The sequence below is a fragment of the Paenibacillus sp. 01T424 genome, from assembly GCF_056398745.1.
The window spans coordinates 50,611-63,730 of sequence record NZ_JBFTPZ010000022.1 but is presented as its reverse complement, the minus strand read 5'-3'; the positions used below and the strand labels follow the sequence as shown (position 1 = coordinate 63,730).

Annotated in this window: 12 protein-coding genes; 11 read left to right on the top strand and 1 reads right to left on the bottom strand. The window is 41.4% G+C overall.

All coding sequences use genetic code 11. The annotated features are described in order from the left end of the window. The first annotated feature begins 295 nt into the window (after positions 1–295). The 7 genes from ppsA (at position 296) to AC1DPK_RS17525 (ending at position 8,266) form a co-directional block, all read left to right on the top strand. Complete coding sequence (gene ppsA / locus AC1DPK_RS17555; protein WP_477511149.1) at positions 296–2,911, top strand: phosphoenolpyruvate synthase; 2,616 nt, start codon at positions 296–298, stop codon at positions 2,909–2,911. 47 nt (positions 2,912–2,958) lie between these two features. Further along, positions 2,959–3,588 carry a class I SAM-dependent methyltransferase gene (locus tag AC1DPK_RS17550; RefSeq protein ID WP_441883166.1) on the top strand — a complete coding sequence of 210 codons (630 nt, stop codon included), beginning with the start codon at positions 2,959–2,961 and terminating at the stop codon, positions 3,586–3,588. A gap of 331 nt (positions 3,589–3,919) precedes the next feature. Then, positions 3,920–5,263: an FAD-binding oxidoreductase gene (locus AC1DPK_RS17545; RefSeq protein ID WP_477511148.1), complete on the top strand. Its 1,344-nt coding sequence runs from the start codon at positions 3,920–3,922 to the stop codon at positions 5,261–5,263. 250 nt (positions 5,264–5,513) lie between these two features. Next, positions 5,514–5,843, top strand: a complete 330-nt coding sequence (locus AC1DPK_RS17540; RefSeq protein ID WP_339209247.1) for a PadR family transcriptional regulator — start codon at positions 5,514–5,516, stop codon at positions 5,841–5,843. 13 nt (positions 5,844–5,856) lie between these two features. Then, a complete protein-coding gene (locus AC1DPK_RS17535; protein ID WP_477511147.1) occupies positions 5,857–6,723 on the top strand; it encodes a pentapeptide repeat-containing protein in 867 nt (288 codons plus the stop codon). A 13-nt stretch (positions 6,724–6,736) separates the two neighbouring features. After that, positions 6,737–7,498 carry an ABC transporter ATP-binding protein gene (locus AC1DPK_RS17530; RefSeq protein ID WP_477511146.1) on the top strand — a complete coding sequence of 254 codons (762 nt, stop codon included), beginning with the start codon at positions 6,737–6,739 and terminating at the stop codon, positions 7,496–7,498. After that, positions 7,499–8,266 carry an ABC transporter permease gene (locus tag AC1DPK_RS17525; RefSeq protein ID WP_076266041.1) on the top strand — a complete coding sequence of 256 codons (768 nt, stop codon included), beginning with the start codon at positions 7,499–7,501 and terminating at the stop codon, positions 8,264–8,266. A gap of 252 nt (positions 8,267–8,518) precedes the next feature. On the opposite strand, the gene AC1DPK_RS17520 is transcribed toward AC1DPK_RS17525, so the two are convergent. Beyond that, entirely contained in the window at positions 8,519–9,871 is a 1,353-nt protein-coding gene (locus AC1DPK_RS17520; RefSeq protein ID WP_441883156.1) for an MATE family efflux transporter, read from the bottom strand. Positions 9,872–10,009: 138 nt separating this feature from the next. Between AC1DPK_RS17520 and AC1DPK_RS17515 the strand changes: the two genes are divergently transcribed. The 4 genes from AC1DPK_RS17515 (at position 10,010) to AC1DPK_RS17500 (ending at position 13,099) form a co-directional block, all read left to right on the top strand. Continuing rightward, on the top strand, positions 10,010–10,690 hold the full coding sequence (locus AC1DPK_RS17515) for a TetR/AcrR family transcriptional regulator (RefSeq protein ID WP_477511145.1): 681 nt from the start codon (positions 10,010–10,012) through the stop codon (positions 10,688–10,690). Positions 10,691–10,978: 288 nt separating this feature from the next. Next, complete coding sequence (locus AC1DPK_RS17510) at positions 10,979–11,164, top strand: hypothetical protein (RefSeq protein WP_441883152.1); 186 nt, start codon at positions 10,979–10,981, stop codon at positions 11,162–11,164. Between the two features lie 386 nt (positions 11,165–11,550). Then, entirely contained in the window at positions 11,551–12,273 is a 723-nt protein-coding gene (locus tag AC1DPK_RS17505; protein WP_477511144.1) for a hypothetical protein, read from the top strand. A gap of 226 nt (positions 12,274–12,499) precedes the next feature. Next, positions 12,500–13,099, top strand: coding sequence for a TetR/AcrR family transcriptional regulator (locus AC1DPK_RS17500; RefSeq protein WP_477511143.1), 600 nt, complete (start codon positions 12,500–12,502; stop codon positions 13,097–13,099). The last annotated feature ends 21 nt before the right edge of the window (positions 13,100–13,120 follow it).

Below are 13,120 nucleotides of genomic sequence, written 5' to 3'. Positions count from 1 at the left end.
TAGAGTGGAAGAGAACAATTCATATCCTAATAGGACCCGAAGGTGATATGAAGTAACGGAGCCCGGCACGAGCTCTGCTTTTTAATGCGATAATGTTAGAGGGAAATCAAAAAAGAACCCGGATAATTTTATCAGGTTCTAAACATTTGCATATAAACAAACACGATGATATAATCGTTTCACGTCTTCGGAAATAATTTTGAACATAAATGTTACATCTTACAATTTTATTTTATCATGCTGGTAAGCTCTTGTCAAATCTTTTTCTCAATTTATTGGATAGGAGAGATATTGAATGCGTTCTTTAGTTCTCGGTTTTCAGGAAATGGAAAAAACGCAATTTTCACTCGTTGGAGGAAAAGGGTTGAATTTAGGGGAATTATCAAAAATCGAAGAAATTCAAGTACCAGAAGGATTTTGCGTTACAACTGAGGTTTATCAAAGAGCCTTCGAACATAACGAAACGTACTATGCATTGTTGAATCAACTGACAACGTTAAAAGCAGTAGATCGAGACCAGATTGGTGAAATTAGCAGAAAGATTCGACAAATCATTATGGAGGTAGAAATTCCTTCTGAAGTTGTGAAAGCAATTACACACTATCTCTCACAATTTGGTGATGAACATGCTTATGCCGTACGTTCTAGTGCGACTGCTGAAGATTTACCACATTCTTCTTTTGCTGGTCAACATGACACCTATTTAAATATCATCGGCAAAGAAGCAATCATTCAGCATATCAGTAAATGTTTTGCATCTCTATTTACGGATCGCGCGGTAATCTACCGTATGCAAAATGGATTTGACCACAGTCAAGTTTATTTATCCGTTATCGTTCAAAGGATGGTTTTCCCACAGGCTTCGGGCATTTTATTTACCGCCGATCCGATCAGTTCTAACCGAAAGCTGCTCTCCATCGATGCCAGCTTTGGACTTGGAGAAGCGTTGGTTTCTGGCCTAGTTTCTGCCGATTGTTATATCGTACAGGGAGGGGAAATCGTCAACAAAAGGATAGCAACCAAAAAAGTGGCTATCTATGGATTAAAAGAAGGAGGAACAGAGACAAAGCAAATCGATCCTGAACTACAGAAGACACAAACACTTACTGAACAACAAATTTTACGATTGGCGCTCATCGGAAGACAGATCGAAGCTTATTTTGGTTGTCCACAAGATATCGAATGGTGTTTAGTTGATGATACATTTTATATTGTACAGAGTCGTCCAATTACAACCTTATACCCGATCCCTGAAGCGAATGATAAAGAAAATCACGTCTATGTTTCTGTTGGTCATCAACAAATGATGACCGACCCCATAAAACCATTGGGACTGTCTTTCTACCTGTTAACGACCCCTGCAACCATGCGAACAGCTGGTGGAAGATTGTTTGTTGATATCACACATAGCCTGGCTTCCCCTGTCAGTAGCAGTATTGTAATAGATGCCTTGGGAAAATCCGATCCCCTCATAAAAGACGCGCTTATGACTATCGTAGAGCGAGAAGATTTTATAAAATCAACTCCTGATGTTAAACAAGTACCTAGTCCCATTAAAAGCAGTAAAGGTAAGACGTTTTCCGATATTCAAGCACAAATCGAAAATAACCCGACAATCGTTTCTGATTTAATTAAAAGTAGTCAAACATCGATAGAAGAGTTAAAACAAAACATCCAAACGAAATCAGGATCAGATTTGTTTGATTATATTTTAGAAGATATCCAGCAATTAAAGAAAACTCTATTTAACCCACAAAGTTCTGCTGTAATTATGACTGGGATGGATGCTTCATCATGGATTAATGAAAAAATGAACAAGTGGTTAGGTGAAAAAAATGCAGCAGATACGCTTTCGCAATCTGTACCAAACAATATTACTTCGACAATGGGTCTGGCACTATTGGATGTCGCTGATGTGATTCGTCCTTATCCAGAAGTAATTGATTATTTACAATATGTAAGAGAAGATAACTTTTTGGATGATCTAGTTAAGCTAAATGGTGGGAAAGAAACCCAAGACGCTATCTATGCTTATCTCGACAAATATGGGATGCGATGTGCCGGTGAAATCGATATGACAAAAACTCGTTGGAGTGAAAAACCAATTACACTTGTCCCGATGATTCTAGGCAACATCAAAAACTTTGAGCCTAATGCCGGCAAGCGAAAATTCGAACAAGGGCGACAGGAAGCTTTGGAAAAAGAACAAGAGTTATTAGACCGATTAAAACAATTACCGGATGGTAATCAAAAAGCCGCAGAGACCAAACAAATGATCAGCTTAATCCAAAATTTCAGCGGATATCGTGAATATCCAAAATACGGCATGATTAGTCGATACTTCGTATATAAGCAAGCTTTATTGAAAGAAGCCGAACAGCTCGTACAAGCGGGCATTATTCATGAAAAAGATGATGTATACTATCTTACTTTTGAAGAATTTCGCGATGTCGTAGCCACAAATATACTGGATTACCAGATCATCAACAATCGAAAAGACGAATATAAACGATATGAAAAACTGACTCCCCCACGAGTTATTACATCTGATGGCGAAATCATTGCAGGGAAGTATGAACGGGAAAATCTCCCAACCGAGGCTATTGCAGGTCTGCCTGTTTCTTCTGGAGTAATCGAGGGACGAGCACGTGTTATCTTAAGTATGGAGGATGCTGACTTAGAAGATGGAGATATTTTAGTCACTTCCTTTACTGACCCTGGCTGGACACCATTGTTTGTATCCATTAAAGGTCTAGTTACCGAAGTTGGTGGGCTGATGACTCATGGGGCAGTTATCGCGCGTGAGTATGGCTTACCAGCAGTAGTTGGGGTAGAGAATGCTACCACATTAATAAAAGATGGACAACGAATACGGGTGCATGGAACTGAAGGGTATATCGAAATATTGTAATGGCTAACAAGATAACATTTAATTTAAGACATAAAGGAGATAGAGATATGACGGAATTTTGGGAATCAAGTTTTATAGAAAAACAAACGATGTGGGGATTTGAACCTACAGACTCCGCAATCGCAACAAAGGACTTTTTCCTTGAAAAGAATGTTAAGGACATACTGATTCCAGGTATTGGTTATGGCAGAAATGCAAAGGTTTTTATTGACAATGGAATAAATGTAACAGGTATAGAAATTTCAAAAACAGCGATTGATTTGGCGAAGGAAAACGGGCTTGATATTAGTATTTTACATGGTTCAGTAACGGATATGCCCTTTGATAACAAGCTCTATGATGGTATATTCAGTCATGCGCTTATTCACTTATTGGATAATAGCGAGAGAGAAAAGTTTATTCAAGATTGTTATGATCAGTTAAAGCCAAATGGATATTTGGTTTTTACAACGGTTTCACAAAAAGCCCCAATGTTTGGAAAGGGCAAACAATTGGATAAAGACTATTTCGAGATTATGGAAGGTGTAAAAATGTATTTTTATGATGATGATTCCATAAAACAAGATTTTGAAAAATATGGACTAGTAGAGATTTCAGAAATTGACGAGCCAAATAAGAACACGAAAAATGCACTTCCAATCCATTTTTTAATTATAAAGTGCAAGAAAACATCGTAAACATAATCATATATTTTTCAACACGATCTAAAACATAGCTTAAAGAAAAAAACACTCCTCTGATTACGAAAAAGTAGTCATTAGTTCAATCAAAAAGTGACAGTCTAGGACATTATTTAATGGTCCATGACTGTCACTTTTTTTAGTTTGGAATACAAATATCAGTTCAACATTCATGCACTTGTAAAGACAAATAATGAAAACCATGATCATTCGAGATCTTCTTTATATATACTTTATCAGCAGTAGTCCATACCAACTGGTTAAACCCTTCATACGATACATGGCAACTGTCTAAATTGCGGGAGAAATGGATAAAGGAGTTGGATACATGAAATCAATAACAAAACTTACGGGGCGAGTGATTTTCAAGGGAAACCCTGGTTATGAAGCGGCTCGTAAGAATTGGGATCCTCATACCGACAGATTTCCAAAAGTTTTTGTTTTTGCCCAAAGAACACAGGATGTTGCAAACGCTATAAGATGGGCTCGCAAAAATAATGTTCCTATTCGCCCGAGAAGTGGACGGCACGCCTTGGAGACCAACCTTTCTCAAGTTAACGGAGGCATTGTCATCGATGTTAGCGAGATGAAGAAAATCAAGTTGAATAAAAAGTGCAGAACTGTTGTGGTTGAGTCAGGCAATCGGGTAGGAAGAGTCGTAGACAAATTGGCAAGACAAGGTTTTATCGCACCGTTTGGTGATAGTCCTTCGGTTGGAATCGGTGGAATTACACTTGGCGGAGGGATTGGTCCGCTCCAAAGAACGACTGGCCTCATTAGCGACAATCTCATCGGACTAGAAATGGTTGACGCTAAGGGAAGAGTAATCCGGGCAAATAAAAAACGCAATTCCGATCTCCTATGGGCTTCCCGCGGTGGAGGAGGCGGTAACTTTGGCGTATACACAAAATACAAATTCAAAGTACTGCGTGCTCCAGCCAAAGCTACCGTCTTCAGCGTAACGTGGCCATGGGAGCAGTTCGAAAAAGTCGTAAAGAAATGGCAAGTCTGGGCTCCTAATGCCAGCACCAGATTGGGCAGCGAATTAAATGTTGGACCCAAAAAGGGTGGAAATGTTAGCATGATCGGTCTGTTTCTTGGATCTAAAACGGAAGCCCTGCGTCAATTAGAGCCTATTTTAAGCGTGGGGACGCCTACAAAAAAAACCATCCGATTGTTACCATATCTTGAAGCTACAAAGTTTTTGTTAGCTCCTGATCCAGTGCTGACACAAAAGTTCAGCAACCAGTTTTCCAGCGGCTTCGGCAGACGTCCTTTTCCAGATAAAGCCTATAAAGTTATGCGCGAGTTTCTAGAAAACGCTGAGGGAGGGACTCCGGCCGGCTTCTTCTTCCTTAACTGGGGTGGTGCCATAAGCCGTATCGCACCTAAAGCCACAGCATTCTACTGGCGTAAAGCCAAATTTTATGTCGAATGGAACAGCTCATGGGTTAAGCCATCTCATGCCGCTAAAAATATTGCCTTAGCACGGAACACAAGGCATAAGCTGCAGCCATATATCGTAGGTTCCTATATCAATGTACCAGACCAAGGTATCAAATGTTCTGGTCCTGTTTATTATGGTAAAAACTTTCCTAGGCTGCGTAGAGTAAAAGCTAAGTATGATCCAAATAATGTGTTCAACAATCCTCAAAGTATTCCACCGGCTTGAATGAGAATGAATTGAAATAAGGTACTTTCTCACAGTTAAGTTGTGGGGGATATCATGTCACATGCCATGCAGCAAAGACACACAAGGTAACTAATCGCGTGAACCCAAGGGGAACCTTGGGTTCATTTTTCATTTTACAACTAAAATCGATAGGGCTAGGCTTCCGTAACCACAGAGAAAGTAATTTGATTAAAATAGTACCTTGACAGTCACAGTAGTATGTCGTATTATACAGTTGCGGGGTGATTAAATGAGTGAGAACAAAATTACATCCGACCTGCTGCGCGGACATACCGATACGATGATATTGCGACTATTATCCGAAGATGATCGCTATGGATACGAAATTGTCAAATTGATCGCGGAGCGCTCGGGCGGTGAGTATGAACTAAAAGAAGCGACCATGTATTCCAGTGTCAGACGCCTTGAGACAGACGGTGATATCGAGTGGTATTGGGGCGATGAATCACAGGGCGGACGGCGCAAATATTTTAGAATTACCGAGAAGGGCAAGGAAACATATGCCCGCAACAATAGCAACTGGGAGTATGCAAAACGCGTGCTTGAAAACTTACTATAGGAGGTTTGATGTGATGAATCAGAAATTGACGAATTATTTGAACGACGTTTTTACGCCATACGATGGGGTGAAAAGCGTCACCGAATTAAAAGCCGACCTGCTCTCCGATTTACAGGAGAGGTACCGTGAACTTAAAGCCGAGGGCAAAGACGATGAAACAGCGTTTAATAAGACCATTGAGAGCATCGGCGACATCGAGGAAACGATACTGGAAGTCGCCAATCTCTCCCGCTCGCTGGAGAGGCAAGTACTGACAAACTTTAGCGCGAGCAATTTGCTAAAGAGTGACTTTGCAGGTGTTATTGCGCATAAAGGAAATTTCACATCGAGTGCATTACACGGCTCTGACTTTGCAGGTGCAGACTTGACAGGAAGCACCTTTAAGAGCAGTGACATTCGTGAAGCCAATTTTAACGGCGCAAATCTGACCGACTGTACCCTATCTGTCAATGATCTTTCCAATGCGAGCTTCAATAAATCGATCCTTGTACGCACCAACTTCAGTATTTCGGGGATGGAAGGAGCAAAATTCACAGGCGTAAAACTGACCGATGTCACGCTAAACAAGATCGACCTTAAAAAAACAATCTTTGAAGGTTGTATCTTTGACGGCGTGGACTTCAAATATTGTGACCTGAGTGGGCTGTGTCTTGACGGGCAAACCTTTATCGGCGTTAAGTTTGACAAGTCTGCTATAAATGAAGTTTCGTTTAAGGGTGCTACACTCAAGAATGTTTCTTTTCAAGCATTTTTTTCCTTGACTAATAAGTATTACCGCTCCATCAAAACCATCTGCTTTGACGAAGCAGTCATGGATAAGCTGACCTATGCTGCGCTTAAAGGCATGGGAGCCGAATTGTCTAAAGTTACGGTTCGATAAGGAGGGGAAAAACATGAAAAACAAATCAATTCAAGTATTAGGTCTGAAAAAGTCTTACAAAGAGCTTGCTGTCCTTAAAGGAGTAGATTTCGAGGTGGAAAAGGGCAGTATTTTTGCACTGCTCGGTTCAAACGGTGCAGGTAAAACGACGGTAGTGAAAATCCTCACCACGCTGCTCAAACAAGACAGTGGAACCGCCGTCGTTGAGGGATTCGATGTGGCGTCCAAACCTGATCATGTGAGGCAGGCGATTAGTTTAACCGGACAATTTGCCGCCGTAGACGAACTAATGACTGGACGAGAAAACCTAATCATGATTGCCAAACTGCGATACCTGAGTAATCCGCGGCAAGTTGCGGACGACTTGCTTCAACGCTTTGGCCTGACAGACGCCGCCAACCGCAGGGTATCTACTTATTCGGGTGGGATGCGCCGCAGGCTCGACATCGCATTGAGCTTTGTAGGGAAACCGCAGGTTATTTTCCTCGACGAGCCGACCACTGGCCTTGATCCCGAGGCACGCATCGAGGTTTGGAAGATCGTGAAGGAGCTTGCAGACAGCGGCACTACGGTATTCCTAACTACGCAGTATTTGGAAGAGGCGGAACAGCTCGCTGACCGAATAGCTATTCTGCACAAGGGTAAAATCATCGCCAGCGGCACGCTTTTGGAGCTTAAAAAGATGTTTCCATCAACGAAAGTGGAGTATATTGAGAAGCAGCCGACATTGGAAGAGATATTCCTCTCCATTATTGGCAAGAAGGAGGGAGCATAAATGGAGACGGTAAAAAAACATTTTTTTAACGATTTGGGTGTTATGCTCGGACGTTCCATGCGCCATATTTCCCGTAGTATGGACACCATCGTCACGGTCTGTATCACTCCGATAGCGATGATGCTGCTGTTCGTCTATGTGTTTGGCGGTGCAATTCAAACCGGTACAGATAACTACGTTAATTATCTATTGCCCGGAATTCTGCTCATTGCGATTGCTAGCGGGATATCCTACACGGCATTTCGTCTGTTTACCGATGTGCAGCGAGGTATTTTCGAGCGGTTTCATTCCATGCCAATTTCGCGTTCTACCTTACTATGGGGGCATGTGCTGACCTCACTAGTATCCAATGCTATCTCGGTTGTCGTTATCATTCTCGTAGCTTTGATTATGGGTTTTCGTTCTTCGGCCGGGATACTAGACTGGCTTGCAGTAGCTGGCATACTCATGCTGTTTACGCTGGCATTAACCTGGGTCGCTGCCATTGCAGGATTATTGGCAAAATCGGTGGATGGAGCAAGCGCTTTTTCCTACCCGATCATCTTCCTTCCGTTTATTAGCTCGGCATTTGTGCCGACCGAATCGATGCCTTCGGTCGTTCGTGCCTTTGCCGAAAACCAACCGGTAACCTCAATCGTTGAAGCCATTCGCGCGTTGCTGTCAAACCAGCCTGTAGGCAATGATCTGTGGATTGCGCTTGCATGGTGCGTTGGGATCTTGTTTGTAGCCTACTTCTTTGCGATGAGGGTTTATAAAAAACGGTTTTAAATGAAGAAATGCGACCCAGTACTGTACCAGTGCTGGGTTTATTCTTTTTTATGATGATGTTCTTTTAACTTTATGCTGGACCGAAAAAAGTTTTATCCGTCTTTGGATCAGTTATTCTCAACAGATGAACTAGTAAAGCAATTCGAGCATAAGAACAAGGAGCTAATCTAGTTCGCGGTGGAAAACGGTTTGACCCGAAGAAAGGCAAGATCAGGGAGTGCCCTTATCCTGCCTCATACGTCTTATTCGTTACTAGTGCACTAAACTTTCCAAATCCGGCTGCAATTTGTTCCGTAGGACATACAGCATGATGGCTCCAACAAGGAACGCGACGGCATCCGCTATGACAAGCGACCAGACCACCCCATGAAAGCCATTCAAGCGATTAGCTATAAATAACACAGGAATCAGAGTAATTCCTTGAATTATTGACATAATAAACGCGGCGGTTCCTTGCGCTGTTGCTTGGAAGATTCCCGTAAACAACGAGGTCATTCCTGTAATAAACAAGGATAAGAACGTCACATGCAGAATGTAGCTGCCCATTTCAATTAATTGCGGGTCATTCGTAAATAAACCAATTAAATGGTCGGAAATCAGATAGACGATAACTCCGAACACGACTGCTAACGCAACAACCACTTTAATTGTGAATGTAATGGTATGCTTCATGCGTAATTTATTCGCTGTAAAAGAGAAAGCAATCATCGGCACGACTCCCTCACATAATCCCATCAGAATAAACTCTGGAAATTGCAGCAAACGCGATGAAATTCCGAACCCCGCTATAGCTTGCTCCCCATATTCAACAAGAAAATGGTTAAAGATGAGTGACATTGCTCCCATGAAGATACTCATAACAAAAACGGGAACTCCGATTTTGAATACATTGCTTAGAATGTCCTTGGTAGCCTTAAACCATTTTATAGAAATGGTCAAAAATTGGCTTTTATATCTTATATGAAAGGCGTAGTATATACTCGCAACCAAATTAGAAATGACTGTAGCAGACGCAACGCCGATTACATCCCAATGGAAAACGAAGATGACTAGCGCATCTAGAATAATATTTACGACAACACTGATAATCATACCGATCATCGACGTGGTAGCTGACCCCTCCGAGCGCACAATATTCTCCAGCGTGAAGAACAATACGACGATTGGTGAACCAATAAGCATTATCGTGACATAGTCCTTTGTAAATCCGAAGGAGTCAGGCGTTGCCCCCAGGCCATGAACGATTGGATCAATCAACGGGAGACTAACGGCCATCACGATAAGACCGAGCACTAAACTACTGTAAAAGGCAAATGAAGATACATGCTTAACATCATCATATTTTTTCTCACCCAGCAACCGAGAGATGAAGGCTCCGCTACCGATGCCAATCAAGTTGCCTAGTGCCATAATCGCCGCGAATAAAGGCAAGGTGAGTGCGAGTGCAGTCAACATGGCAGTATTGTGGAGTGTACCAAGGAAATAGGCATTCAAGATGGAGTATATAACACTCATTGACATGCCTAACATCATCGGTACAGCGAAGTGAGCTACAGCTTTTGAGACGGGTGCTTTTTCAAAATAATGGAGGTTTTCTGTATCCATGTAAATCACTACTTTCTTTATTTATTGTGACCATCAATCTAACAGTGTTAGTTTGTATCTTACAGTGTTAGATGATATCATGAGCCTATGAACCTGTAAAGCATAAACTTACACTGTTAGATAAAAGGACGGATACCGTTGAAAAAAAAGCAGCCTCAGATTTCGGAGGACAAAATTTTGGAAACCTCGTGGGAGCTTCTTGGAGAGGAAGGAATTGAGAAATTCAGCATGAGACGCTTGGCCGATCGTCTGGGCATTCAGGCTCCCTCTTTGTATTGGTATTTCAAGAGCAAGCAGAATCTCTACCAGCGCCTGGCCAACCATGTATCGAAGATCATTTTGGAGGAGTTTCACTCTGAGGGGGATTGGAGGGAGCAGCTAGCGGAATTTGCGGTAACTGTACGGAGTGTGCTCAGCCGATATCCCTGCTCCACGCAGCTCATGATGTTGACGCTGCCCCACGAACCAGACATGATCCGGTTCACTAACCGAATGCTGCTCTGCATGGAATCGACGCCACTTGAGCAAGAGCAAAAATTACAAGCCGTTCTTACGCTGGTGAACTATGTCTTCTACTTCGTTCTGGACAATTATCAGCATCAGCGCATATTATCCACTATGCTTGAGGAGCAGGGAGAGCTTCGTGATGGAGAGATAACAAGTCTTCTGGACGCCATGAGCGAGACAGATGCGGGAGTGTTTCGAGGGATGTACAAAAAAGGGCTATTCAATCTGATAGGGACCGACGGAGCGTTTGAATTCGGCATGAAGCTGATTCTGAAGGGGATTGAGCAGGTGATAAAGGATCAGGATAGGTAGTATAGTATGTAAAACACCCACATCTGGATATCGGATGGGCGGATTCATTGAGGTTTATATACAACTTTACGGTAGCCCGTTAAGCTAACAGGCAGGACAGTCGAACAATAGTGACTGATAAAAGGTTTTATTAGGTACGATTACATTTTGAGGAAAGGTGATATAAAGGTGATCTACAAAGGGATATTCTTGGCTTTCGTAATCATCCAAAATATTTATTTTCTCATAACACAACCAGATAAATATAAACTATGGATATCAGTATTTAATATATCAGTAGGTACCCTAATGACATTAATGGCTGTTTTTTATTATTTTGATGCTTATAAACCTAAAATTGGTCCAGTAGGAAATGGTCCCGATCCTGATTTAATTTTGACTAATTTTCTCGGCATGATAGTGACGGGAGGATGCTTTATAATTATCGGTTTGATCGGTGTTCACATTAAAAGAAAGCTGAAGCACAAGAAATAATAGGAGAAGCTATTCCTAGTTTGAATTACGGCCCGCCTTGACAAACGGAGAGTCCTCCACTTAGAATCAAATATTTGAAAGTGTATTTAGTCTGTTGCCAAGGAATGGGGATAGGAATCCAATTCCTCAAGATAGCATGCTTCAGCAAAGTCCGCAGATTAATAGTGGGAAAGAAATGGTCGATTTATTTGTAGGCGGGACATTTCCAGCACTGACTGCTCTGAATAGGGAAAGTGTGAATCCATTGCAGATTTACATATAGATTGGATCATATCTTTGGTTCATCTGTATGTTAATCATTATTATCGCTAGCTACCGAAAGACATATTTTGAATGGGAGTCCGCTTGCTTTTGGTGAGGGGAATGTAAAAGGGAGGATTAAAAACGTGTTGAATTACAGAAAACCGAGGTTTTGGTTACTTTTTTTCTCAATTGTCCTTATGATAGCAGTTGGAATTGGATTGCTAGCAAATCCTGTAATAAAGGGGAAAGATGCATTAGGACAAATTGCTGACTCAAATAATATACCATTAAGTGAAGAGGCTTCTTTGGAACTACCAGAGAAATCAGCAGCGGAAATATTAAGTGACCTGGCCAATCTGCAATTTTCAATTAAAAGGGATCAAATTAGTGATGACGATCAAGAAACCGTTGTTACATTTGGAAAAGCTTTTGTGAATTTGTATACCGGTGCTATCGCAGAACAAAAAGCAGTCACATTTAGAAATTACATATCTAACGAGAATCTTCTGAAATACACAAATAAAATGCTAGAGCTAGAACAAAGAAAAGAATTAAAGGGAGAGTTTAGTGTTATTTTTGGTCTGGAAAATAAATTTGCGGAAGCAGAATTCAAGCAACTTGATGAAAATCTCTACTACGTAAATTTACCTTTTTCGAACCAAGGATCTGGTATGAGCTTTAAGATGTTAGTTCAAACAGAAAATAAAATATTAATAATCGTTGATTTGTACTTTGGAAACAAAGACGGTGTAGACACGATTGTAACTGGACATCCCGCTGTTAGAAAACTTCATGATTCAAAACTCTGGGATGACAAAGAATGGGTTGATGGTGTTTTTGAAAAGCTTGAAAAAATAGAAATCTGAACGAAGCTCTTGAGTATGCATAAATAGGAGACAAGCTATTAAAAACCACGTATATCGTGGTTTTTTTGTTTTTTCGGTACATATACTTAGCAATGTGCTATGTCAAGAATTTGTACCGAATAACGAAAAAACAATCATGATTGACAATCATTTTACCGAGTGTTACCATAAATATATTAATTGTACTGACTAGTCAGTACATTACGAAAAGGAGAGTCATTTCGCATTGAGCAAAACGAAAATCATGTCAGCAGCGATAGACGTTTTCTCGGAGAATGGATACCACCGAGCTAATATGGACGATATCGCACTTAGAGCAAAGGTTGCCAAAGGGACGCTGTATTATCATTTTCCAGGAAAAGCACAGCTGTTTAAGACGATCGTAATGGRTGGACTGCAGGTCATTACCGATCGAATACGGAATGAGCTGCGAACTGATCTTTCGTTGGAAGAACAAATCAGGCGAATCATCCGGCACAATCTCGACTTGTTTCTGGATTCCAGCGGATTCGCACATATCGTGTTCAACGAATTATCGAACGGAATTGATCAGGAAGTACTAGAGGAATTGAATGAACTGAAGCTCGGCTATATTCGTTTTATTGCAGAGGTGCTGGAAGGAAGCCGGGAAGAGGGGGTAATGATCAATGTCAATTGCAGCTTGGCTGCTGCGGGAATTGTCGGATTGCTCAACAGTTCCTGCGATTATTTTCTAACCTATGGCAGTAGTATAAACCGCGACGATCTTGAACATTTTCTTTATCAGATTATTACGACCGGGTTGTTTTTGACCCCCGGCGGCAAGCCAGATGGTATGTTGAACTGATTTCATTCTAAGCKGAAAGCG